The following is a 22703-nucleotide window of genomic DNA, read 5'->3' as shown; positions in this document are numbered from 1 at the left end:
GACCGGGCGGGCTAGGCCACACTGGCAGCGCTGCTGACATCGGCAGCGCAGATCCTGTTGCGCCCCTGGTGCTTGGCGTCGTACAGCGCGCGGTCTGCGCGCACGCTCAGGCGGTCGAAAGATTCACCGGCTTGCCAGCTGGCCACGCCGCCGCTCAGGCTGTAGTGATGTGCCTGTGAGCCGATCGCCACCGTCTGCGCGGCCGCGGCCTTGCGCAAACGCTCGGCGAGCAGCAGGGCGCTGTCAAGGCTCGTTTCAGGCAGCAGCAGCGCGAACTCCTCACCGCCAATGCGCCCCAGCACGTCAGTCGGGCGCAACTGTGCCTGCACCATCTGCACGAAGGCACGCAGCACCGCATCGCCACCTGCATGGCCGAACGTGTCGTTGACGCGTTTGAAATGATCCAGATCCAGGATCAGCAACGAGAGTGGCCGGGCCTGCAACTGCAGGCGATCCACGTAGCGACGCGCCAAGGTTTCGAAGCCCTTGCGCGACAGCGCGCCGGTCAGAAAATCGCGGTTGGCAGCCTCGCGCGCATCGGCCAGCAGCGCGTCGTGCATCATCAGCATGGCCGACATCGACAGGATCGGCATGATGGCCGCCGCAACCACCAGCAGCAACACACTGACGGCCGTGGAGAACATGGTGGGGCTGGAAGCGGTATCCAGCGTCAGGAAGTAGATGCCGCGCGCAAGCTGGCACGCACCAAAGACAAAGGCGATGGCGGCCGTCACCCGATACGGATACGCCGGACGACCCGCTGGCGGATACCGCACGAGCATCCATGCCAGCGCCGAGCAGAAAGCGGCCGAGAACAGCGTGGTCGAAAACACCCGCATCGGGATGCTGTCGACGGCATAGCGCCAGTAGATGACGGCAACGCCCACCGCCGTCACGCCCGCCAGCAGCATCGGCCAATGCGGCCGGCGCCCAAGAAAGCGTGCGCAGCCCGCGTAGTAGGCCGCACCCGCCAGCGCAAGCAGCACGTTGGCCACAACAACAGACAGCGCGTCGGGAATCGTTCCGCGCAGCAGGAGCATCGGCAACGCCAGCACCACGGCAAGGTTGGCGCCAAACCATTCGGCCACACCAGGCTTGCCTGCGCGCAGCAGCGAGCCCAGCAGCACCAAGAGCACAAAGCTCATCAGTGCAGACGTGGCGATGGCGACACCTGGATCTAGCATGGGCACCCTCCCGCTGGGTCTACTGTGGCGGTGGATTCTACGTGAGGGGAGGTTTTGCGGGCATCACCGGGTGGAGGGGCACGAACTCCCGCCAACTTGTCTACATCCAGTACTCAAGTTAAGCGAGCCCGCGTGTGGGCAGATGAAAGATCTGCGCGTACCGCAACTCAGATGCCGGCAGAAAGATAGCGTGCCGGCACCACGTCGGTCAGCCACACACCGTTCTCTGAGCGGAAGAACGTGTGCCCCTCGGCATGCATGCGCGCGGCGTCCACTGTCGGCACCACCACAACCCCATAGCGCTGGCCGACCAATCGGGCAGTGGAAGGATCGGTCGTCAAGTGCACATGGTGGCGCTGGCGCTTGTCCAGGCCAGTGGCAAGGATGGACTCCAGAAACCGCGTTGCCGTGCCGTGGTACAGCACCTCGGGTGGCGCCGCGGGCCGCAGGCCGAGGTCCACATCGATCGAATGGCCTTGATTGGCGCGAATGCGCAGGCCATCTTCGCTGATCGCAAAGCGTTTCTTGTCGCTGGTTTCGACCACGGCCTCAAGCTGCTCACGCGCCATCGGGCGACCTGACGCGGCGGCCTTCTCCAGCAAGGAGTCGATGCCGGCCCACCCAGCATCGTCAAGCGCCAACCCGATGTGCTCGGGCTCGTGGCGCAGGATCAGGCTGAGAAATTTACTGAGGGATTTGAGTTCGGATGGGTTCATCAGTCCGATGTTCTCACCCCGTGGGGCAGACGACCATCAGGCGTGGCCAGAAAGCTGCGAAACGATCGCGCCCGGATGCTTGGTGGCCGGCGCCACAGTGACACCGGTCACCCCGTGCCGCTGCAATGCCTGCGCAACAAACCCTGACGCCTTCATGTCTTCCACAAACCCCGCGACGTACGCTGCGGCCTGCGCCCCGCGGCTGGTCGGCACGCCCATCGCCTGGCGGATAACCATGAAGCGCTCGTTCAGCAATCGCACGCCCGGCACATTGGCGGCATCGGCTTCGAGCTGCTGCTTGACGCCCGCCGCCACCTCCGCATGCGTGTCGAGAAAGGTCTGCACCACCGTGGGTGAGGTGGGCGCGCGCACGATCTCAGCATGCTGCAGCTCACGCGTGAGGAACAGGTCGTACGCGCTGCCCTTGCCGACGACCACGCGGTTGCCGGCGCGGTCCACGTCGGCGTTGTTGCGGATGGGCGAGTCGTTGCGCACGAGGTAGTAGCCCTCGATCAGCACATATGGTTCGGTAAAGGAAATGCTCGCGGCGCGGCGCGGGTCGATGGCAAAGAAACCAACGTCCGCCTGTTCCTGCGACACCACATCGACCGACTTGCCGGCGGCATCCACCACGACCAGCTTTAACGCAACCCCCAGGCGTTCAGCCAGCGCCCGAGCCAGATCAACGGACACGCCGACGGCCTGCCCCTGCGCATCCAGCCCCGCCAGGATCGGGTTGCCCGTGTTGATGGAGGCGCGCAGCGCACCTGTGGGTGCCAGAGCCGAACGCAAGGTCGGCAGCGTCGAGTCGATGGACATGGTGTGTAGGCTAGGGATGAGGATGTTCGAGATCGTGGAGATGGGATGGCGTTGCGTGTGCGACCGAAGGTGCCGTCAACCAGACGCAGACCGGCAAACCCATCTTGGTCAGTCTACCGACGCCCTGGCTGCCGCGCCCACGCACCGGCTTGCTGTCGAGAATGAGTGACCGGAAACAGCACGGTGTTGGCCCATAGCAGCGTCACACCACGCGCGAGGGTGCCGGGAATGCCCTCGGCGGTATCTGGGAAGACCGAGTCCATCGCCCAAGAGGGTCAGGCGACGGCACAGCGTTCGGCATCGGGTTATACCGCCTCGTAAGTCGGGCCGTCCCACCCGTCCAGGTACTTGGGCAATGCATCCGCCACATCCACCACACGGTGCCGGTAAAACAGATGCATGGTCGGTGCCAATGCGTCAGGCAAACCGTTCTGTGCGGCGCGCGCGAAGAGGCTGTTCGGGATCACCGCCATGCCCAGGCGATTGTTGCCGAACAGGGTCTCTCCGCAATGGCGGCAGAAGTGGCGCTTGAGTTGGCGTGTAGGGTGCTGGAAGGCGATGAGCTCGCCGGCGCCACGTTCAACGGTAACGTTGGCTGGGTCCCACGCGGTGGCGGAGAGTACCGGCGTGCCGTAGAAATCGCGACAGGCGTTGCAGTGGCAATTGGCGCGTGCAGCGGGCGCGCCGGCAATGCGCAGTTGCACGCGGCCACAGATGCATTGCAGGGTATCGGGGATTGCTGTCAAACCTGAGCTCCAGAGCTGGAATGCTGGTGCGCATTCTACGAGCGCCCGCTCAGGTCGGCTGGTAACGCTGCGCCGCTTAGAACAGCGCCATCTGCCGCATGCCAAACCCGATTGCCTCTTCCACGCGCATGCGCGCATGCGAGAGCGACCCTTCGATGCCCGACAGCGTGCCCGCCAGCCAGCGGTAGACGAGCGGCGCATCGCCACGCGGGCTCAGGTGGATTTCACCGAGCTTCTTGCCGCGCTTGTCGCGATAGTAGTGAGAGCGGTAGCCGCGTTCCCAATGCGTGATCGGGCCGCGCCATTGGCGCGGGCGGCGGGGTTTGGCGGAGGGGGGGTCGGCGGGCGCTGCCGACACCGAATCCTCCCAGCCGAATGCGGGTTTGGCGAACAGCGGCAAACCTTCCAGATCGGGGTAAAAATCCATCGTCGTAGGCTCAGCTAACCGCGCCGCCGCTGGCTTTGCAGACATACACGGCGCGTAGTCCGCATGATACCTGGGTTTGTGGAGAACATCACGTGCAAACGCAATGTGGGCGCGCTCCGGATGCCGGGCTGCATCGGTATCATGACGGCTGCCAACCCTCCCAGACTTCCGGCAATCTGCCAACGCCCGCCATGAACCTCACCCTCAAGCCATCCGTCATGCTCAAGACCGCGCTGCTCACCTGCACCTTGTGTCTCGTGGCGGGTTGTGCAACACCGGTGACTGCGCAGGAAAGCACCTTCGCGCCGCTGCTGCGCCATCTGGCGGATCGCCTCGTCACCGCCGATCAGGTGGCCCTGAGCAAGTGGGACAGCGGTCAATCGGTCTACGATCCGGAACGGGAAGCCAAGGTCATCGCCAACGTTTCGGGCATCGCGCCCACCTTCGGGTTGAACGCGACGGACGTGGCCAATGTCTTTGCCGACCAGATCGAGGCCAACAAGGAAGTGCAATACGCCCTGCTCAACGACTGGCGCAGGGCCGGCGCCGCACCCGACACGCCGCGCCAAAGCCTGTCCGGCGACATCCGGCCGCGCTTGGACACACTGCAGACGTCGATCCTGCAAAGCCTGCGTGACGCTGCACCAGCCCGCAGCCAGGCGGATTGCGCACTGCAGATCGCACAGGAAATCGGCCGCGTTGCCCGCGAGAAATCGCTCGATACGCTGCATCGCATTGCGCTGGATCGCGCCACCGCGCGGCTTTGCGTCAAATCCTGAGCGACGGATATGTCAGCGCGGTGACTGATCAAACCGGCCGACCTGAAGTGCGATGTCCCGCGTGGGCCTACAGCGTGCCCGCCCGGCGACAGACCTCCCTGACCAGCGCGTTCAGCAACGTCGCCTGGTCACTGGCCGCCTCCACCATCGGCACAGCCCAGACACAGTCCGACAGATCGAAGTGATGCTGCCAGCCCTGCGAGGCTCGCAGCCCGGCAAGGCTGAACCCTGACGACCCGCCCGTATCGGCGTGCCCGCCGCCGATGGATTCGCCAAGCTCGAACGCCCGCTCCCTGAACGGGCAGAGCCACACGCCGTAGACGTGATGCGACGCATGCTGCGAGGTCGGTGCCTGGTTCTTGTCGCCAAGCCGGAGCACCTGGCGCTGCAGGGCCCAGCCTTCGATCGGCTTGGACTTCTCATAGAGATAGGCCGCATCGAGAACGCGATCGCCAGGCCAGCACACTTGCCGCGCGTCAAAGGTCAGGTTCTTGAGCTTGTGCGGATAGGCAAGCTCGGGCCAATTCTTCTCTGCCCGGGCGATCGATGCGTCGAACAGGCGAATCTCCTGCCCTTCAAACTCCAACGCGAGTTGCCAGGTTTCGTTCGGGATGACATTGGTAAGGGCAGGCATCTTGTCTTGGTTCAACCGTCCGGCAACGGGTCGAATGCCGTTGCACAGTGCGCATTTTTACGAGATTTTCATTTGACGCTCAATGGGGCCGGCGCGTAGTATTTATTCACGGTTACGGGACAGACCCAACACCGCCAATCTCTTGAGGGAGCCTCATGAGCACCAATGCAAAGCGCTTCGATGCGCTTGTCTTCATCGGCCGTTTCCAGCCGATGCACCGTGGACACCTTGACGTACTGCGCCGGGCATTGAGCCTTGCCGATACGGTTTGCGTCCTGATCGGCTCGACCGACAAACCCCGCACCATCAAAGACCCGTTCTCGTTCGACGAGCGCCGGCAGATGATTGCCTCTGCGCTGGACGCGGCGTCCCGCACCCGCGTGCGCTTTGCGCCGGTGCAAGACTCCACCTACAACGACGGCGACTGGGTCCGCTGGGTACAAGACGCGGTGGCCGCCGAACTGGGCGACACCGCTGGCCGCAAGATCGGCATCATCGGCCACGAGAAGGACGGCACCTCGTACTACCTCCGCATGTTTCCGCAGTGGGAGCTGGTGGAAGTCGACAGCACCGAAGACATTTCCGCCACCGAGATCCGCGAGCAGTTCCTGGCCGAGCGCAGCAACAGCTTCGTGTCGTGGGCTGTGCCCGCGCCGGTGTTCGAGTGGATGGAGAGCTTCCGCAACCAGCCGGCGTTCGCGCAACTGAAGGCGGAAGCGGAGTTCATTGCCGGCTACAAGAAAGCCTGGTCGGCGGCGCCGTATCCAGTCACCTTCGTCACCGTCGATGCGGTGGTCGTGCATTCCGGCCACCTGCTGCTGGTGCGCCGGCGCAGCGAGCCCGGGCGTGGCCTGTGGGCGCTGCCGGGCGGCTTCGTGAACCAGGAGGAACGGCTGGAGGCCGCATGCCTGCGCGAGTTGCGCGAAGAGACCGGGCTCAAGCTGCCGGAGCCCGTGCTGCGCGGCTCGTTGAAAGACCGGCAGGTGTTTGATCACCCGCAACGCTCGCTGCGCGGGCGGACGATCACGCACGCGTTCCTGTTCAGCTTTCCCGTGGGTGAGCTGCCGCGCGTCAAGGGCGGCGACGATGCCGACAAGGCGCGCTGGGTCCCGCTGAACGACTTCGCGCGCATGCGCAGCGTCATGTTTGAGGACCACTTCGACATCGCCTACCACTTCCTCGGCAAGCTCTAACGCTTACCTCACCAGTTTCACCCGCTGGGACAGACCCGGCGGCCACTCAACGGCATAGAGGAGCTCTAGCCATGCAAAACGACCTGCGTCGCCTGTCGTCCATCCTGTCCAATCCGATCCTCAACACGGATTCGTACAAGGCTTCCCACTACCTGCAGTACCCGCCGGGCACTTCGGCGATGTTCTCGTACATCGAGTCGCGCGGCGGGCGCTATGACAGCACGCTGTTCTTCGGGCTGCAGATGCTGCTCAAGGAATACCTCAGCCAGCCCATCACCACGGCGATGATCGACGAGGCCCGCGCCCTCTTCGCTGCACACGGTGAACCATTCAATGAAGCCGGCTGGCGCTATATCGTCGAGGCCTATGGCGGCTATCTGCCGGTGCGTATCCGTGCGGTGCCGGAAGGTTCGGTGGTGCCCACGCACAACGTGCTCGTGACCGTGGAATGCGACGACCCGCAGGTATTCTGGCTGACCTCGTATATCGAAACGATGCTGCTGCGCGTGTGGTATCCGGTGACAGTGGCCACGCAGAGCTGGCAGTTGCGGCAGCTCGTGCGCCGCTACCTGGAGCGCACCAGCGACGACATTTCGCAACTGCCGTTCAAGGTGCACGACTTTGGCGCGCGCGGTGTGTCGAGCGCGGAATCCTCGGCCATTGGCGGTGCCGCACACCTGGTGAGCTTCATGGGGTCGGACACGGTGCTGGGCGTGGTGGCGGCCAACGCCTACTACAACGCGCCCATGGCAGCGTTCTCGGTGCCGGCGGCTGAGCACAGCACCATCACGGCCTGGGGCCGGGACGGTGAAGGCGATGCGTATCGCAACATGCTGCGGCAGTTCGGCAAGCCGGGGGCAATCGTCTCGGTGGTGTCGGACTCGTATGACCTGTTTGCGGCGCTGCGCATGTGGGGTACGGAGCTCCGGCAGGCCGTCATCGACTCCGGTGCCACATTGGTCATTCGACCAGACTCCGGCGACCCGCAGACCATCGTGATGCAGACCCTGCGCGCGCTGGACGAAGCCTTCGGCTCGATGGTCAACGGCAAGGGGTATCGCGTGCTCAACCATGTGCGTGTGATCCAGGGCGATGGCGTCAATGCGGAATCCATCGAAGCCATCCTGGCTGCAATGGAAGCCGCCGGCTACGCGGCAGACAACATCGTGTTCGGCATGGGCGGCGCGCTGCTGCAGCAACTGAACCGCGACACGCAGCGCTTTGCCATGAAGTGCTCGGCGGTCAAGGTGGACGATGTCTGGCGCGATGTCTGCAAGGACCCGGTCACGGATGCCGGCAAGCGCTCCAAGCAAGGGCGCCTGACCTTGCTGCGCAATCGCCAGACCGGCGCCTACCAAACCGCAACGTTACCGCTGGCCTGGGACGACCGCCGCGTCGAGGGCGATTGGGAAGAGGCACTCCAAACCGTCTTTGACGGCGGCAAGCTGCTGATCGACGTGTCGCTGGATGACGTACGCGCCCGCGCCCAGGCGCACGAAGTCTGAGTACAAGGCTGTAGCGCGTCTGCCGCGACCCGGGCCACCTTTACCCGTGGCTCCGCCGCGGCAGAAGCAGAAGCATCAAGAAACGGATTCCGATCATGATCGAGAAGAAGCTCTATCACGTGACCGTGCTGTCCAACTTCGCACGGGCATTCGACAAGTACACGCATTGCTATGCAAAGGCCGGCATTCCGGAAAGCACCTATCCCGATCGCTTCTATCTGCTGGAGCGTGGCGACCTCGACATCGGTTACCAGAAGGCTTCGCAGTTGCTTGAGAAGCTGGCAATTCCTGGCAACCGGTTGATCTTGCTGGAAACCCAGGTCGATCCGGCGCTCATCCAGGAAAACACGGCCACCGGACGCGGGGTCTTCATTCACGCAGACCACATCAGGCTCAGCGCACTGTATGACCTGGAGCCCAAGGACGGCGGCATGGCATGGCGCCGCACGGTGATCGAGGACATGACGGCAGCGTCGCTGCGACTGTTGAGCGGGCAGTTTCAAGCGTTTGCCGCGCTGCGACCGCGCACCCTATCCATCCTGCCCATCGCACAAGGCTGCCAGGCCAAGTGCGCGTTCTGCTTTTCCAAGGCGTCGATCTCCAGCGACCAGGCGGCATACCGGCCGGACTGGGACACGCTTGGCGCATGGCTGGACAAGGCGGCTGCGCATGGTGCCGAACGCGCCGTGATCACCGGTGGTGGCGAGCCGACACTGCTGCCATTTGTGCAACTTGAAAAACTCATTGCGTGCTGCGCGGAGCGATTCAGCAAGGTGGTGCTGATCTCCAACGGGCACGCGTTTGCGACGCTTGCGCAAGCCGAGCGCATTGCGCGCTTGCGCGCCCTGCATGATGCCGGGCTGCGTGTGCTGTCCCTCTCCCGGCATCACTTTGATGCGCAGCGCAACGAACGCATCATGAAGCTCAACACGCCAGTTGAAGCGCTCGCAAGCACTTGGCGCGAGCATCGTCATCTCTGGCCGGATCTGCGCCTGCGGTTCATCTGCGTTCTGCAGGACGACGGCGTGGAAGACGACGCGACGCTCGCACAATATCTGACCTGGGCGGCAGACCTGGGCGTTGAAGAGATCTGCTTCAAGGAACTCTACGTTTCAACCAGCACGGAATCGATGTACTTCGATCGCGCGGCAAACGATTGGAGTCGGCATCACCAGGTGCCGCTTGCACTTGTGACCAGCTTCGCTGCACGCGAAGGTTTTTCGGTTGAACATCGGCTGCCGTGGGGCGCGCCGGTCTTTGCCGGCAAATGGGCTGGCCGACCGATGCGCATTGCCGCTTATACCGAACCAAGCCTGTACTGGGAACGCTCGCATGGCATTGCCCGAAGCTGGAACGTGATGGCTGACGGCCACTGCTTTGCATCACTGGAAGACCGCGCGAGCGAACTCACCCTAGAGACCCCGACATGAATTTCGCAGCGTTCAAACTCTGGCGCGAGGCCTGCCTGCGCACGACGCCCGACGTAGTGGATTGCGCAGAGACAAATCTGTACGGCGCCCTCGCCTCGCTGCAACCGCATCTCGATCCATCGGAAACACCGCAGCGGGTACACCGTTGCGATCTCGCGCGGGCATGGCTGCAACGGTATGGCTTCGATACCGGGCGTTCGCGCCAGGCGCTCGTGTGTCGAGGGGTGCGGCACGCTCTGCAATTGATCTTCAGGCGGCTGTCCGCGAAAGGCGCTCATCTGTGGCTGCCGAGTGATGTCTACCCCGTTTACCAAGCGCTCGCGCAGTCGGCAGGCATCACACCGCAGACGTTCCCGACGCTGCCCGCGCCAATCTTTCCCACAGCTGGGGGGACCGACGGCCCCGAGGTTCTCCTCATCGCGAACCCGCTCAAACCGCTGGGGCGATTCCTGAACGATGAGGAGTGCGCGGCCCTGCTGGCATGGGTCAACGCAGCGCCCGGCCGGCGCCTGCTGATCGACTGCGTCTACGACCTGGGCGCGCCGTTTCATCCCACAACGATGAAACTGCTGCAGACCGAGCGCGCGATCCTGCTCCACTCGGCCACCAAGGGCTGGCTCACACCGCAGACATTCGGCGTGGCGCTGGTGGGTGAGGATTGCACTGGATTCGAAACCGATTTCCGCGAAGATCCCCCATCTGCCATGCAACTGCAGCTCGCGCATCACTTCCTGTCTGCAGCGGCAGACTGCCCGGCGCGGGTGGTCGACGCGCTTCAGGCACGTGCACGCAGCCTTGCCGAGCGATTGCCCCAAACAGTTCGCGATGTACGGCTGGTCGCACCAGCCAACAGTGCGCCCGGTTGCTACCTCTTTCCCGTGCCGTTCAGTGCGGAGCAACTCCTGAATGACTACGGCCTGCTGGCCATCCCGGCAAGCGCCTTCGGCGCCGGAGGCTGGAACGGCAGCATCCTGACCAGCCTGTCCGATGGCTTTGCTCCACAACACCATGCATCAACCTGACATGACGCCGCTTGCCGACATGGCCGTCTACGAAGACGCCGATTTCTACGATCAGGAATTCGCCAACCGAGCGCACGACGCCAGCTTCTTCATCGAGCAGGCCAAGCAAGCCGGTGGCCCCGTACTGGAAGTGGCCTGCGGCACTGGCCGCATCACGCTGCCCATTGCGCGAGCCGGCGTCGACATCACAGGGCTGGACGTCATGCGATCCATGCTGAACCGGGCACGCCAGAAATCGCAGGCCGAAGGGCTGGATGTGACCTGGCTTGAGCAGGACTGCCGGGCGATCCAGTCAGAACGGCGCTTCTCGCTGATTTTCTCGGCCACCAACGCCATGCAGCATCTGCACGACCTGGATTCGGTCAACGCGTTTCTGGGTTCCGCAAAGCGCGTGCTGGCGCCGGGCGGCACGTTGATCCTCGATGTGTTCAATCCGGACATCCGCAAGCTGGCGCGATCGGCCGATACCCGCTACCTGCACAAGTCAATGGTTGACGCCGAGGGAAGGGAAATCCGCGTCGAGGCGACTTCGGACTACGACACGGCCAGCCAGATCCTGAGATTCGAGCTCTATTACCTGCGCAACGGCGAGTGCATCCGGACCAAGCAGGTCAGCATGCGCTGCTTTTTCCCGGAAGAGCTGCTGGCGCTGTGCCGGTTCAACGGATTCGACGTTGCTCGGCGTTTGGGAGGCTACGACGGGTCGCCTTTTACAACGCACTCGCCCAAGCAGATTCTGTTCTGCCGTGCCGCCTGACGTACGCCCCGGCCAAGCGCAGCGATACGGAAGTCCGCTACGCCTGACCCGAAAGGCCTGCACACACCTGACGCCTAGGCCTCTGCTGCACCGATGACCAGCAGAAGCTCGTCGAGTCGCTCAAGGGTGGAGGCCATGCCGTCCTTCAACCCCATGTCGATGACCTTCTGCACATCTTCCGGCGAGTTATAGACCACAACAGTCGTCACCAGCGTCGTTTCTTTTGCTTCGGCGAAGGTGACATCCCAACGCGCCCTGGGCATGTCGGGGTTCACGGCGCCGGTCTCGTCACTGAAGCCGTCCAGGGCCGTGTAGCCGTCGATCGGATTGATGGATTGATAGTCCAGGCGGCTCCAGAACGTCTGGCCGTCAGGGGTGGTCATGCCGTAATGCCAATAGCCCCCGGCCTTGAACTCCATGTGTTTGGTCTTGGTGGTCAAGGGCTTGGGTGCAAACCATCGATCGAGCAATTCAGGCTTCGTGTGGCAATCCCACACGAGCTGGCGCTTTGCCGCGAATGCCTTCTTCACGGTGATGCGGCTCTTTTCCTTGTCGACGAGAAAATCGAATTGAAGCTTAGCGTTCATCACCTTCTCCCTTCAGCTCTTCTAAGAGGTTGTCCAGGTTGCGATACCGGCTTGCCCAGGTCGCGCGCTGGTCTGCAAACCAGCGCTCTGCGGCATCCAGCTTCTCTTGTTCAAGCACGCACGTCCGGATTCGGCCGCTCTTGCTGGAACGGATCAACCCGGTCATTTCCAGTACCCGCACGTGTTTCATGAACGACGGCAGGGCCATGTCGAATGGCTCTGCCAGCTCACTCACCGTTGCGGGCCCGCTACCGAGCCGATGAACAACAGCCCTGCGCGTCGGGTCTGCAAGCGCATGAAAGATCGCGTCTAGCGCAATTGAATTGTTATCCATTTGGCTAACTATACTCTCGATGATTTTTCACTGCAACATGATGCGATGCTGGAGAAAACCCATGGGCGCGTATTCAACGTCTTTCACAGGGCCAACAATGCGGCTGCGGCTCTCGGCACCTCGCAAGGATGAACCCGCGCCATCGATTGCTGGTAGGTCAGTTGAGTTCGGCGTCACGATTGCGGCTCGTATGCCAAACCATGAATGCCCCCCTCGCCGCACAATCGTTGGGGGCACGCAATGAAACGCCTCTTCGCGATGCTCCCGCTCCTTGTGCTTTCGCTTGACGTGCTAGCTGGGGGGTATCCTGCTGCGCCTGCCAAGATTGAGAAGGCGATTCAACAACACATGATCGCGCTACGGGCTACCGAGTATTGCGATGCCCGGACGGTGAAAACCGAACACGGCATCACCGTGGCGAACTACACCGCCGAAGGCGCATGCGCTGGGCAAGATCCGCAAGCGCAACCTGGCACGTGCTCGAACAACTGGGTGCGCTACATGGTTGTACTTGCCAACCAAAAGATCACACCGCCCGTTGAAGTCGGAGGAAAAGGCGGCATGACCGACACCGGCGTCAGAATTTCAAGCGGAACCATTAAGGTGAAGGGCCGATCGCTGGGCCCCAAGGATTCAATGTGCTGTCCTTCGGTGCCAGAAACAAAGACATTCAAAATTTCCCCGTCGGGCCGCATCCACCAGGTGCTCCCCCTAGCAGCACGCCCCAACGCTGCCAAGTAACGGGGCTCACACCAGGAGCCACCGGAGGTCCGATGATGTTGAACGTTGAACGGTCATACGAGACCGTTTGTCGTTCGTCACTGGATGGTGTCAACCGATGCCGGCCATTCACGACACGCCGCACGCTGAGGCGCCGTGCAAAAAGCTCGGGTTGAAGTCGGTTGGAACCAGCGGACGCCCCTGCCCGATTCTTCAGGAGACCCACATGCCCAGCAAAAACACGATCTGTCTCTGGTTCAACCACGATGCGGTGGATGCTGCCAACTTCTATGCGGAGACCTTTCCCGACAGCGCAGTGCAGGCTATCCACCGCGCGCCGGGCGACTACCCCGCGGGCAAGCAGGGCAATGTGCTGACGGTGGAGTTCACCGTGGCCGGCATTCCCTGCCTGGGGCTGAATGGCGGCCCGGCCTTCCAGCACAACGAGGCCTTCTCCTTCCAGATTGCCACGGACGACCAAGCCGAAACCGACCGCCTGTGGAACGCCATCGTCAGCAACGGCGGCCAGGAAAGCGCCTGCGGCTGGTGCAAAGACCGCTGGGGCATCTCGTGGCAGATCACCCCGCGGGCGCTCATCGCAGCAATCAGCGACCCCGACCGTGCAGCAGCCAAGCGCGCCTTCGACGCGATGATGACGATGGGCAAGATCGACATCGCCGCGATTGAGGCAGCGCGACGCGGCTAACGCTTTTCCTCAAGTTGTGCGGGGATGGGCATCCTGCGCCGCTTCCTGCTGGAAAAGCGCGATGCCGTACTGCAGATGTATCTGGAAGCGGAGCACGCTCAAGACGCGCGCAAGCTGGCCTAACGCACAGCTTGTCTCACACGCGGCGTCGGGCCTCCGCCCATGCCGCCTCTTGCCCAAACCAGTCCGTCAGAAAGTCGATGAACGCGCTCACCTTGGCCGACAGGTTGGCGCGCTCCGGATACACCGCAAAGATGTCGGCCGCGGGCAATGCCCAGTCGGCCAGCACGGGCACCAGGCGCCCCGCGCGCACGTGCTCGTGGATGTCCCACTCGGAGCGCATCAGGATCCCGTAGCCGGCCAGCGCCCACAGCACACCGGTTTCGCCGTCATTGGTGCTGAGCACGCCGCGCACCTTGATGGTCGCCTGCTTGCTGGCGCGCGTGAGGTACCACGTGCCGTAAGCCGCATCGCTCTCGCGCAGCACGATGCACTGGTGTGATTGCAGATCGCGTGGCACCTGCGGCACGCCCGCGCGTTTCAGATACTCGGGGGACGCACACAGCAGCCGGCGGTTGCTGACGATCCTGCGCGCCACCATGCGCGAGTCCGGCACCGTGCCGAACCAGATGCCGATGTCGAACGCCTTGTCCGCCAGGTTGACGGAACGGTCCGTCAACTCAAGCTGCACTTCCACCTCGGGATAGCGCCGCGCAAATTCCACCACGGCCGGCGCGATATGCCGGCGCCCGAACCCGAACGTCGCATTCACCCGCAGCAGCCCTTTGGGGGTGCCCCGGCTGCTGGAGACGGTCTGCTCCAGTTCCTGCAGCTCTTCAAGCAGCCGCGCACCGGTGGCCAGATAGATCTCGCCCTCGTGGGTGACGCTCAGCCGACGCGTGGTGCGGTTGAGCAGCCGCACGCCCAGCCGTTTCTCCAGTTGCGCCAGACGCGCGGTGATGGCCGGCGGCGTCACGCCAAGCTCGCGCGCCAGCGCGGCCAGCGAGCCCTGCTTGACCAGCTGGGTGAAAAACTCCAGATCCGATACGCGATCCATTATTCAATTGGAATGAAGAATAGATAAATTTCTCCGCCAATTATAAAACGCTTCTGCATATCTACACTCCAGTTCACCGGTGGGCCGGGCCCAATCAATACGACCGGCCACCCGAATTGGAGGAAGCATGGCAAAGACGCTGTATCAGAAGCTGGTGGAGTCACACACGGTTGCCCAGCTCGATGCGCAGAACGTACTGCTCTACGCAGACCTGCACATCATGAACGAGTACACCAGCCCGCAAGCCTTTGCTGGCTTGGCAGAAGCTGGCCGCGCGGTCGCCGGGCCGGGCCAGCAGATGGCCGTGGTCGACCACATCATCCCCACGCACCCGGTGCGGGTGCGCGTCATTCAAGACCCGGCATCGGCGCTGCAGGCGTCCAACCTGGCGAAGAACTGCAGCAAGCACGGCATCGTCCTGTTCGACACGAACGACGCGCTGCAGGGCATCGAGCACGTGATCGCGCCGGAGCTGGGCATGATCCGCCCGGGCATGGTGGTGCTCTGCGGAGACAGCCACACCACCACCTACGGCGCATTCGGCGCGCTGGGGTTTGGCATCGGCACGTCGGAGGTCGAGCACGTGCTGGCCACGCAAACGCTGGTCTACCGGCTCGCGCAAGACATGCGCATTCGCGTGGACGGCGAACTGCCCTTCGGCAGCACCGCCAAAGACCTGATCCTGCACATCATCAGCCGCGTCGGTGCACAGGGTGCGCGTGGTTACGTGGTCGAGTTCATGGGCAGCGCGATTGCGGCGCTCTCCATGGAAGCACGCATGACCCTGTGCAACATGGCGGTGGAAGCCGGGGCACGCGGGGCGCTCATTGCGCCGGACGCCAAGGCCACGCGCTACGTGCTCGAACATGCGCGTGATGTGGCACACATGCACGCCAGTGCTGCGCTAGCCGACTGGCGCCAGCTGTTCAGCGATGCCGATGCGCAGTTCGATGCCGAGCACCGCTTCGACGCGCGCGACGTTGCACCGTACGTGACCTGGGGCACGAGCCCCGATCAGGCGATCCCCGTGACGGGCACGATCCCGCAGCCGGACGCAGCCTCCGCCCAGGCGTTGCGCTACACAAACCTGCAAGCCGGTATGGCCATCGAGGGTGTGCCCGTGCAGCGCGTATTCATCGGCTCGTGCACGAACGCGCGCATTGAAGACCTGCGCGCCGTCGCGGCCATCGTGCGCGGTCACAAGGTGGCGCCAGGTGTGCGCGCGATGGTCGTGCCGGGCTCAGGTGCGGTGCGTCGCCAGGCCGAGCAGGAAGGCATTGCCGAGGTGCTCAAGGCCAGCGGCTTTGAATGGCGCCAGCCGGGCTGTTCGATGTGCCTGGCCATGAACGACGATTTTCTCGCCCCCGGTGAGCGCTGCGCGTCCACCACCAACCGCAACTTCGAAGGGCGCCAGGGGCGCGGTGGCATCACACACCTGATGAGCCCTGCCATGGCCGCCGCGGCAGCCATCACCGGCCGCATCACCGACGTCCGTCAACTGCAAGCACAGCAAGCCGAGGCCGCCCATGTCTGACAACCAACGCATCGAAGGCATCGCCGCGCCGCTGCCCACGCCCAACCTCGACACCGATCAGATCATGCCCAAGCAGTTCCTGCGCGGCATCGACAAGTCCGGCCTCGACAAGGGCCTGCTCTATGACCTGCGCTACGACGCCGATCACCAGCCGCGCAGCGAATTCGTTCTCAACCAGCCGGCGTATGCAGGCGCTTCCATTCTGGTGGGCGGCAGCAACTTCGGCTGCGGCTCCAGCCGTGAGCACGCCGTGTGGGGCCTGCAGCAGTTCGGTATCCGGGCCGTCATCGCGCCAAGTTTTGGCGAGATCTTCTACAGCAACGCGATGAACAACCGCTTGCTGCTGGTGATGCTCGATGCGGCAGTTGTCGAGCGCATCCTGGCCGACGTATCCAACCCGGCCACCAGCCGCATCGCCATCGATGTGGAAACGATGACCGTGCGCAGCCACAGCGTTGCGGCAACGTTCTCGTTGTCCGAGCGCCATCGCCACATGTTCCTGCATGGCCTGGACATGATCGGCGCCACGCTGGCGCGCTGGGCCGAGATCGACGCCTTCCAGCAAGCGCACTGGAAAACACGCCCCTGGCTGCGCGACGTTGCCGCCACCACGCGCGCGCGCCTTGCCGCAATGACACCGGGCAGCAGCCTCTGAGGCTTGCCCGGCACGCGCTTCAACATTCACACATTGCACCGGCGCTCCACCACCTCGCTCAAGACGAGGCGCGCCGCGCGTCAAACCAGGAGACAACCATGGAAGCATCCATCCAGGCGCAAGACACGCGCACCGGCCTATGGCGCACGCTCGTCGACACCAAGATCGGACCGCTGCCGCTGCCCGTGTATGTGACGATCGCCGCCATCACCGTGCTGGCCGCGATCAACAAGAAGCTGCCCAACGACATGATCGGCGGCTTGGCGGTGCTCATGCTGCTCGGCTTCCTGCTGGGCGAGATCGGCGCGCGGCTGCCGGTGTTCAAACACATTGGCGGCGCAGCCATCCTGTGCCTGTTCGTGCCCTCAGCACTGGTCGGCTACAAGGTGATCGACCCGGAGATGATGAAGGCGCTGACCATCACCATGAAGACGGCCAATCTGCAGTATCTGTACATCGCGTGCCTGGTGGCAGGCAGCATTCTTGGCATGAGCCACCGGGTGCTGGTGCAGGGGTTCATGCGCATGTTCATTCCACTGCTGGTGGGCACGCTGGCGGCCGTGGTGGCGGGCATCACCGTCGGGTTGTTCTTCGGCTATGACCCGAAGCACACGTTCTTCTTCATCGTCATCCCCATCGTGGGGGGCGGCATTGGGGAAGGCATCCTGCCGCTGTCGATCGGCTATTCAGAAATCTTGGGTCGACCGCAGGCGGAACTGATCGCCACGCTGGTGCCAGCAGCGCTGCTCGGCAACGTGGTCGCCATCCTGGCGAGCGGCGTGCTCAAGACGCTGGGTGAGAAACGCCCGCACCTCAGCGGCAATGGCGATCTGGTCAAATCCGGCAAAGATGCCGATCTTCTCAGCAGCAACCACACCGATGTGCCCATCAACCTGAGCCTCATGGGCGCCGGGCTGATGATCAGTTGCGCGTTCTTCATCTTCGGCGCGCTGCTCGCGCAGTTCACGGGCATTCCGGGGCCGATCCTGATGATCATCAGCGCGGCGCTGCTGAAGGTGTCAAAGGTGCTGCCGCAAAAGATGGAACTGGGCGCCCACCAGATGTACCGGTTCGTTTCGACCAACCTGACGTTCGCCATCCTGGTCGGCCTGGGCGCACTGTTTGTGTCGTGGAAGGAGCTGGTGGCCGCCTTCACGCCGGGCTACTTTGCGATCTGCGCGGCGACGGTGCTGGCGTTAGTGGGCTCGGGCTTCTTCGTCGGCAAATGGCTGGGGATGTATCCGGTGGAATCGGGCATCGTCACCGCGTGCCACAGCGGGCTGGGCGGCACGGGCGATGTGGCCATCCTCTTGGCCTCCAACCGCATGGGCTTGATGCCGTTCGCGCAGATTTCAACGCGCATTGGCGGGGCGGCCATGATTGTGTGCGCAACGCTTCTGCTCAAGGTGCTGCACTGACGGGCAAGGATTCCAAACCCACGCTTGCGCGGCGTGCCCGCTGTGAAGTTCTTCATCGGGCCACCCGCGCGGCTCGTGAACCGCATACGGGCGGTCTCATCGCGCACCTGCTGCAAGCGCTGATCAAGAAGGGCCATGGCGACATTGCGGAGCGCGTTGCCATCCGGGCACAGCGAATCCAAAACCACACGCGACATCCCGAGAGAGAAATAGGTACAGCTACAGCCCACCCTGACCGACCTCGAGGCCGTTCCATATGCGGAAATGGCGGCCCGTCCGAACCCGCGCCACTTTGTCATCCAGCCAGTACCGGCGCGGGTTGTCATGCTGCTTTCGATCGAGCGAAAGAAAGGCAAGCCTTTGACCAAACAACGAAAATGGCCAGTCCATCAAGACCGGCCATCCGGGGAGAAGCGTCTCAAGCGTGTTGGGGAGTGGGTTCAGCCCAAATCCAGCGGCACGAAAATCTTCGTATCGTCCCGCTGCACCAGCAGCGCAACATGCTTGCCAGCGCGATCCACCAGCGTGCGCAGCTCCTGCGCAGAAGACACCGGCGTACCGTTGAGCGACAGAATCACATCACCCGGCTGAATACCAACCTTGGCCGCAGGCCCCGTCGCATCCATCACCACCAGCCCGCCGGGCAGACCGCTCTGACGCTTCTCTTCCGGTTGCAGCGGACGCACGGCCAGGCCCAGGCGGCCTTGGTCAGGCGTCGCCTTTTCGTTGGCCGCCACCTTCGCATCCTTGGCGGCACCCACGGTGACTGACAGCGTGGTCGGCTTGCCCTGGCGGATGATTTGCATCGGCACGGTCGTGCCTGGCTTGATCTCGGCAACCTGTTCCGGCAGGTCGCCCGAGTGGTCGATGCGGGCACCGTTAATCTGCAAGATCACGTCACCGGCTTGCAGGCCCGCCTTGGCGGCCGGGCCATCGGCCTCCACCGAGTTGACGAGCGCACCTTCAGGCTTGGGCAGCTTGAAGGAATCGGCCAGCGACTGATTGACCTCCTGCACGGCAATGCCCAGGCGACCGCGCGTGACCTTGCCGGTGGACACGAGCTGCTGCTCCACCTTCATCGCCACATCAATCGGAATGGCAAACGACAGGCCCTGGTAACCGCCGGTCTGGCTGTAGATCTGCGAGTTGATGCCGATCACCTCGCCGCGCACGTTGAACAGCGGGCCGCCCGAGTTGCCGGGGTTCACGGCCACATCCGTCTGGATGAAGGGCACATACGTATCGTCTGGCAATGAACGCGACTTGGCGCTCACGATGCCCGCCGTGACCGTGTTATCAAAACCGTACGGCGAGCCGATGGCCGCCACCGGCTCACCCACCTTGGTGTTGGCCGGGTTGCCGATCTGCACCACGGGCAGGTTGGTGGCCGAGATACGCAGCACGGCCACGTCGGATTGCTTGTCCACGCCCAGCACCTTGGCCTTGAACTCGCGGCGGTCGGTCAGCTTGACGTTGACCTCTTGCGCGCCATCCACCACGTGGGCGTTGGTCAGGATCAGCCCATCGGCCGAGACGATGAAGCCCGAACCCAGCCCGCGCACGATCTGGTCGCCACGCTGCTGCGGCACCTGCGGCATGAAGCGCTTGAAGAATTCGGCAAACGGGTCGTCCGGGCTCATGCCGGGTGGCAGGCCTTGCATGCTGGTGCGTTGCGCATGCGCGGTGGTGCTGATGTTGACCACCGCCGGACCATAGCGCTCGACGATGCCGGAGAAGTCCATCGGTGCAGCCACCGCGATCGGGGCTCCCGCTGCAGCCTGTGCAGTCACTGGCGCCAGCGGTGCGGCCACCGCATGCGAGATCATGTCCTTCTGCAGATAGGCATAGCCACCTGCAACGGCCATCACAGCGGCCAGACCAACCGCGCTGCGGGTCAGGGTTTGACGCGTCATTGTCGTGTCCTCTCGTGCTTGGTACGCGGGCCACGACTGACAAGGTCGCCTGTCGTGCCCATCGGTTGCCAACATCGTAGGCACGCAGACTTAATCGAGACTTAAATGCTCGGGCATCACATGCAACAAAGTATTTCTGGAGGGTAGCGGCTAGGCGGCCGCCTTGAACGGAAAGCGCAGCACCACACGCAAACCGCCGCCCTCTCGTTCCTCCAGCGCCAACGTGGCATCGTGCCCCTGTGCAATCTCGCGCACGATCGCCAAACCCAGTCCGCTGCCGCCGGTGGGTGCCTGCGCGGGACGGTAGAAGCGGTCGAGCACACGCTCGCGCTCTTCAGCGGGAATGCCGGGGCCGTTGTCTTCCACCACGAGCTGTGCACCGCCGTCAGGCGCATGGCCCGTCGATACGTCCACCCGCGCGCCGCGCGGGCAGTAGTTGAGCGCGTTGTCGACCAGGTTGACCAGCAGCACGCGCAGCGCATCGCCGTTGCCCGTGACTGAAGCGGGCTGCGACTCCATGGCGATACCGAGGTCGATGCCCTTGTGCATGGCCGCCGGCGACAGCTCGGCCACCACATCAGCCGCCACCGCATCGAGCGCAACCGGCGCGCGCTGCGTATCTGCCGCGCCGGGCTCCTGCCGCGCTAGCGTCAGGAGCTGGCCCACGAGGCGAATCATCCGCTCCACGCCGCGATGCAGATCGGCATGCGCGGCGCGACGCTCATCCTCATCCTGCGCACGGTCAGCCACCTGCAGCTGCAGCTTGAGCGCGGCCAGCGGCGTGCGCAGCGCATGCGCGGCATCCGCAACGAAGGCACGCTGATGCGCGAGTGCCGCACCCAGACGGGCCAGCAGATCGTTCAACGCGTTGGTGAGCGGGCGAATCTCATCCGGCAAACCCTGCGTGGGCAGCGGCGACAACGCAGCGGCATCGCGCGCCTGCACTTGCTTGGCGACCGAGCCCAGCGGCGCCAGCCCGCGCCCCACCGCCAGCCACACGATCCAGCCCAGCAGCGGCAGCAGGATCAGCAGCGGCGCCACGGTGCGCAGCGCCATGCGGGCGGCCACTTCGTGCCGTGCGCTATACGGCTGGGCGATCTGCACAACAGCCGGCCCATAGGCCACGCTGTAGACCCGCCACGGACCCTCGGGCGTGCGTACATCAGAGAAGCCGAGCGCCGCGCGGGCGGGCAAATCAGGACGCGCGTGCGAAAGGTAGAGGCTGCGGCCGGTGTCGTCCCAGATGCGGATCACGACATCGTCGTCCCCGGCGATGGCGGCCAGTGCTGGCGGCGGCGGGTCGATCCACTGGCTCGGCAGCGCGGCGGCCACCTGCTGCATCTGGTAGTCGAACAATGCGTTGGCTTCCTGGCGCGCCTGCGCGTAGATCAGGCCGGTCGCCACGACGATGGCCGCCAGCAGACCGCCGGCCAGCCACCACAGCAGAGTTTTTCGAATCGATTGCATGTGCTATTGGTGGTCTTTGCCGTCGGCTGGTTCCACAGGAGACGCTGGCGACACTGAGGTCTCGCGGGGAATGACGTACCCCACACCACGGATGTTCTGGATGAAGTGGCTGCCGAGCTTCTTGCGCAACGCGTGGATGTACACCTCCACCGTGTTGCTGCCGACCTCTTCATCCCAGCCATAAAGGTTGTCCTGCAACTGTGCGATTGACCACACCTTGCCCGGCCGCGCGAGCAGTGCATGCAGCACCGCAAACTCGCGCCCCGACAGCTTGACCGGCAGACCCGCGCGCAACACCTCGCGCGTGACGGGGTTGAGCAGCACCTCGCCATGGCGCATGAGCGGATCAGCACGACCGCCCTGGCGGCGCAGCAAGGCATGCATGCGTGCAGCCAATTCCTGCAGGTCGAACGGCTTGACGAGGTAGTCGTCTGCCCCCGCGTTGAGGCCGGCCACACGGTCGGCCACCGCGTCGCGCGCGGTCAGGATCAGGATGGGGATGGCGATGCCACGCTGGCGCACCTCGCGCACCACCTCCAGCCCGTCACGCTTGGGCAGGCCGAGGTCAAGCAGCATCAGGTCGAACATGGAGGTGCCGGGGTCTGCGCCGGCAGCACCAGGGGCGATGACCGCCTGCACGGCGGCGTCGCCATCGCGCACCCAATCGATGGCGAAACCGTCGTGGCGCAAACCCTTGCGCACGCTGTCGCCAATCATGTCGTCGTCTTCGACTAGCAGTACGCGCATGACAAGAAAGATGATGAGCCGGGGAAGGCTCATTGTAAGACCCACCATCGGGATTGCCTGATGAAGACCCGACGGCCCCTCTGGTTTACCCCTTCATCCGAAAGAGACGCACCGTCTACGCCCGGCCCGCCGGGCGTTTGCCGTGCCGCAACAACGCCGTGTGCATCCCGCGCAAACCCAATCGCCATGCGCTTTTTTGCGCATATCGCACACGGGTGGCAGGGCGTACAAGCCTGCCTTCCCGCACCGGCAGGGGCCGTGAAAACCCCGAGTCGGCGGCAATTGACAGCTTAAATAGTTCATACCTAAATTAATGATACTCAAACCATTCGCAGCCGGCATCACACCGCCGG

At 63.8% G+C, this 22703-nt stretch carries 23 protein-coding genes; 11 read left to right on the top strand and 12 right to left on the bottom strand.

Annotated elements, in window-relative coordinates; translation table 11 throughout:
* Positions 1–11 precede the first annotated feature (11 nt).
* The 5 genes from C404_RS34770 to C404_RS34750 all read right to left on the bottom strand — a co-directional run bounded on the left by C404_RS34770 (position 12) and on the right by C404_RS34750 (position 3892).
* Positions 12–1184 (bottom strand): GGDEF domain-containing protein, encoded by a 1173-nt coding sequence (locus C404_RS34770; protein ID WP_021193333.1) that lies wholly within the window; start codon positions 1182–1184, stop codon positions 12–14.
* A 167-nt stretch (positions 1185–1351) separates the two neighbouring features.
* Complete coding sequence (locus C404_RS34765; protein WP_021193332.1) at positions 1352–1900, bottom strand: RNA 2'-phosphotransferase; 549 nt, start codon at positions 1898–1900, stop codon at positions 1352–1354.
* A gap of 36 nt (positions 1901–1936) precedes the next feature.
* Entirely contained in the window at positions 1937–2719 is a 783-nt protein-coding gene (locus tag C404_RS34760) for an ABC transporter substrate-binding protein (protein WP_021193331.1), read from the bottom strand.
* Positions 2720–3024: 305 nt separating this feature from the next.
* Positions 3025–3465, bottom strand: a complete 441-nt coding sequence (locus C404_RS34755) for a GFA family protein (RefSeq protein WP_021193330.1) — start codon at positions 3463–3465, stop codon at positions 3025–3027.
* Between the two features lie 76 nt (positions 3466–3541).
* A complete protein-coding gene (locus C404_RS34750; RefSeq protein WP_021193329.1) occupies positions 3542–3892 on the bottom strand; it encodes a hypothetical protein in 351 nt (116 codons plus the stop codon).
* Positions 3893–4083: 191 nt separating this feature from the next.
* Here C404_RS34750 and C404_RS34745 point away from each other — a divergent pair, with 191 nt between their 5' ends.
* Positions 4084–4671, top strand: a complete 588-nt coding sequence (locus C404_RS34745; protein WP_021193328.1) for a chorismate mutase — start codon at positions 4084–4086, stop codon at positions 4669–4671.
* Positions 4672–4738: 67 nt separating this feature from the next.
* On the opposite strand, the gene C404_RS58745 is transcribed toward C404_RS34745, so the two are convergent.
* Complete coding sequence (locus tag C404_RS58745) at positions 4739–5305, bottom strand: hypothetical protein (protein WP_152524404.1); 567 nt, start codon at positions 5303–5305, stop codon at positions 4739–4741.
* A gap of 155 nt (positions 5306–5460) precedes the next feature.
* Between C404_RS58745 and C404_RS34740 the strand changes: the two genes are divergently transcribed.
* The 5 genes from C404_RS34740 to C404_RS34720 all read left to right on the top strand — a co-directional run bounded on the left by C404_RS34740 (position 5461) and on the right by C404_RS34720 (position 11212).
* The gene (locus tag C404_RS34740; RefSeq protein WP_021193326.1) at positions 5461–6498 is read left to right on the top strand and encodes a bifunctional nicotinamide-nucleotide adenylyltransferase/Nudix hydroxylase; all 1038 of its coding nucleotides are present in this window, start codon (positions 5461–5463) and stop codon (positions 6496–6498) included.
* Positions 6499–6569: 71 nt separating this feature from the next.
* Positions 6570–8003, top strand: a complete 1434-nt coding sequence (locus tag C404_RS34735) for a nicotinate phosphoribosyltransferase (RefSeq protein WP_021193325.1) — start codon at positions 6570–6572, stop codon at positions 8001–8003.
* A gap of 95 nt (positions 8004–8098) precedes the next feature.
* A complete protein-coding gene (locus C404_RS34730; protein WP_021193324.1) occupies positions 8099–9433 on the top strand; it encodes a radical SAM protein in 1335 nt (444 codons plus the stop codon).
* Complete coding sequence (locus C404_RS34725; RefSeq protein WP_021193323.1) at positions 9430–10455, top strand: aminotransferase class I/II-fold pyridoxal phosphate-dependent enzyme; 1026 nt, start codon at positions 9430–9432, stop codon at positions 10453–10455. The genes C404_RS34730 and C404_RS34725 overlap by 4 nt, the downstream gene beginning before the upstream one ends.
* Entirely contained in the window at positions 10442–11212 is a 771-nt protein-coding gene (locus C404_RS34720; protein WP_160170164.1) for a class I SAM-dependent methyltransferase, read from the top strand. Before C404_RS34725 ends, C404_RS34720 begins: the two co-directional genes overlap by 14 nt.
* A 74-nt stretch (positions 11213–11286) precedes the next feature.
* Here C404_RS34720 and C404_RS34715 read toward each other — a convergent pair whose 3' ends face one another.
* Together C404_RS34715 and C404_RS34710 are read right to left on the bottom strand one after the other, a co-directional pair.
* The gene (locus tag C404_RS34715) at positions 11287–11799 is read right to left on the bottom strand and encodes an SRPBCC domain-containing protein (RefSeq protein ID WP_021193321.1); all 513 of its coding nucleotides are present in this window, start codon (positions 11797–11799) and stop codon (positions 11287–11289) included.
* On the bottom strand, positions 11789–12133 hold the full coding sequence (locus C404_RS34710; protein ID WP_021193320.1) for an ArsR/SmtB family transcription factor: 345 nt from the start codon (positions 12131–12133) through the stop codon (positions 11789–11791). The genes C404_RS34715 and C404_RS34710 overlap by 11 nt, the downstream gene beginning before the upstream one ends.
* Positions 12134–12373: 240 nt before the next feature.
* Between C404_RS34710 and C404_RS34705 the strand changes: the two genes are divergently transcribed.
* Positions 12374–12874 (top strand): hypothetical protein, encoded by a 501-nt coding sequence (locus C404_RS34705; RefSeq protein ID WP_021193319.1) that lies wholly within the window; start codon positions 12374–12376, stop codon positions 12872–12874.
* A 205-nt stretch (positions 12875–13079) separates the two neighbouring features.
* A complete protein-coding gene (locus C404_RS34700) occupies positions 13080–13559 on the top strand; it encodes a VOC family protein (protein WP_021193318.1) in 480 nt (159 codons plus the stop codon).
* 136 nt (positions 13560–13695) lie between these two features.
* On the opposite strand, the gene C404_RS34695 is transcribed toward C404_RS34700, so the two are convergent.
* Positions 13696–14616, bottom strand: coding sequence for a LysR family transcriptional regulator (locus C404_RS34695; protein ID WP_021193316.1), 921 nt, complete (start codon positions 14614–14616; stop codon positions 13696–13698).
* 127 nt (positions 14617–14743) lie between these two features.
* Between C404_RS34695 and leuC the strand changes: the two genes are divergently transcribed.
* From leuC to C404_RS34680, 3 genes are all read left to right on the top strand, one after another.
* Positions 14744–16150 (top strand): 3-isopropylmalate dehydratase large subunit, encoded by a 1407-nt coding sequence (gene leuC / locus C404_RS34690; RefSeq protein ID WP_021193315.1) that lies wholly within the window; start codon positions 14744–14746, stop codon positions 16148–16150.
* Entirely contained in the window at positions 16143–16805 is a 663-nt protein-coding gene (gene leuD / locus C404_RS34685; RefSeq protein WP_021193314.1) for a 3-isopropylmalate dehydratase small subunit, read from the top strand. The genes leuC and leuD overlap by 8 nt, the downstream gene beginning before the upstream one ends.
* Before the next feature lie 98 nt (positions 16806–16903).
* Complete coding sequence (locus C404_RS34680) at positions 16904–18223, top strand: 2-hydroxycarboxylate transporter family protein (protein WP_021193313.1); 1320 nt, start codon at positions 16904–16906, stop codon at positions 18221–18223.
* 440 nt (positions 18224–18663) lie between these two features.
* Here C404_RS34680 and C404_RS34675 read toward each other — a convergent pair whose 3' ends face one another.
* The 3 genes from C404_RS34675 to C404_RS34665 all read right to left on the bottom strand — a co-directional run bounded on the left by C404_RS34675 (position 18664) and on the right by C404_RS34665 (position 22350).
* The gene (locus C404_RS34675; protein WP_021193311.1) at positions 18664–20136 is read right to left on the bottom strand and encodes a DegQ family serine endoprotease; all 1473 of its coding nucleotides are present in this window, start codon (positions 20134–20136) and stop codon (positions 18664–18666) included.
* Between the two features lie 150 nt (positions 20137–20286).
* Entirely contained in the window at positions 20287–21603 is a 1317-nt protein-coding gene (locus tag C404_RS34670) for a sensor histidine kinase (RefSeq protein WP_021193310.1), read from the bottom strand.
* Positions 21604–21606: 3 nt separating this feature from the next.
* Positions 21607–22350 (bottom strand): response regulator transcription factor, encoded by a 744-nt coding sequence (locus C404_RS34665; RefSeq protein WP_021193309.1) that lies wholly within the window; start codon positions 22348–22350, stop codon positions 21607–21609.
* Between the last annotated feature and the right edge of the window lie 353 nt (positions 22351–22703).

Origin of the sequence: Ralstonia sp. AU12-08 (assembly GCF_000442475.1) — a bacterium.
In the GTDB taxonomy this organism is placed as follows: Bacteria; Pseudomonadota; Gammaproteobacteria; order Burkholderiales; family Burkholderiaceae; genus Ralstonia; species Ralstonia insidiosa.
Note: the sequence above shows the minus strand (reverse complement) of the source record. Positions and strands in the feature narration are given on the sequence as shown.

Coding starts and splice junctions, on each gene's coding strand:
- C404_RS34770 (WP_021193333.1), bottom strand. CDS start 1,184: ATGCTAGATCCAGGTGTCGCCATCGCCACGTCTGCACTGATGAGCTTT.
- C404_RS34765 (WP_021193332.1), bottom strand. CDS start 1,900: ATGAACCCATCCGAACTCAAATCCCTCAGTAAATTTCTCAGCCTGATC.
- C404_RS34760 (WP_021193331.1), bottom strand. CDS start 2,719: ATGTCCATCGACTCGACGCTGCCGACCTTGCGTTCGGCTCTGGCACCC.
- C404_RS34750 (WP_021193329.1), bottom strand. CDS start 3,892: ATGGATTTTTACCCCGATCTGGAAGGTTTGCCGCTGTTCGCCAAACCC.
- C404_RS34745 (WP_021193328.1), top strand. CDS start 4,084: ATGAACCTCACCCTCAAGCCATCCGTCATGCTCAAGACCGCGCTGCTC.
- C404_RS58745 (WP_152524404.1), bottom strand. CDS start 5,305: ATGCCTGCCCTTACCAATGTCATCCCGAACGAAACCTGGCAACTCGCG.
- C404_RS34740 (WP_021193326.1), top strand. CDS start 5,461: ATGAGCACCAATGCAAAGCGCTTCGATGCGCTTGTCTTCATCGGCCGT.
- C404_RS34735 (WP_021193325.1), top strand. CDS start 6,570: ATGCAAAACGACCTGCGTCGCCTGTCGTCCATCCTGTCCAATCCGATC.
- C404_RS34730 (WP_021193324.1), top strand. CDS start 8,099: ATGATCGAGAAGAAGCTCTATCACGTGACCGTGCTGTCCAACTTCGCA.
- C404_RS34725 (WP_021193323.1), top strand. CDS start 9,430: ATGAATTTCGCAGCGTTCAAACTCTGGCGCGAGGCCTGCCTGCGCACG.
- C404_RS34720 (WP_160170164.1), top strand. CDS start 10,442: ATGCATCAACCTGACATGACGCCGCTTGCCGACATGGCCGTCTACGAA.
- C404_RS34715 (WP_021193321.1), bottom strand. CDS start 11,799: ATGAACGCTAAGCTTCAATTCGATTTTCTCGTCGACAAGGAAAAGAGC.
- C404_RS34710 (WP_021193320.1), bottom strand. CDS start 12,133: ATGGATAACAATTCAATTGCGCTAGACGCGATCTTTCATGCGCTTGCA.
- C404_RS34705 (WP_021193319.1), top strand. CDS start 12,374: ATGAAACGCCTCTTCGCGATGCTCCCGCTCCTTGTGCTTTCGCTTGAC.
- C404_RS34700 (WP_021193318.1), top strand. CDS start 13,080: ATGCCCAGCAAAAACACGATCTGTCTCTGGTTCAACCACGATGCGGTG.
- C404_RS34695 (WP_021193316.1), bottom strand. CDS start 14,616: ATGGATCGCGTATCGGATCTGGAGTTTTTCACCCAGCTGGTCAAGCAG.
- leuC (WP_021193315.1), top strand. CDS start 14,744: ATGGCAAAGACGCTGTATCAGAAGCTGGTGGAGTCACACACGGTTGCC.
- leuD (WP_021193314.1), top strand. CDS start 16,143: ATGTCTGACAACCAACGCATCGAAGGCATCGCCGCGCCGCTGCCCACG.
- C404_RS34680 (WP_021193313.1), top strand. CDS start 16,904: ATGGAAGCATCCATCCAGGCGCAAGACACGCGCACCGGCCTATGGCGC.
- C404_RS34675 (WP_021193311.1), bottom strand. CDS start 20,136: ATGACGCGTCAAACCCTGACCCGCAGCGCGGTTGGTCTGGCCGCTGTG.
- C404_RS34670 (WP_021193310.1), bottom strand. CDS start 21,603: ATGCAATCGATTCGAAAAACTCTGCTGTGGTGGCTGGCCGGCGGTCTG.
- C404_RS34665 (WP_021193309.1), bottom strand. CDS start 22,350: ATGCGCGTACTGCTAGTCGAAGACGACGACATGATTGGCGACAGCGTG.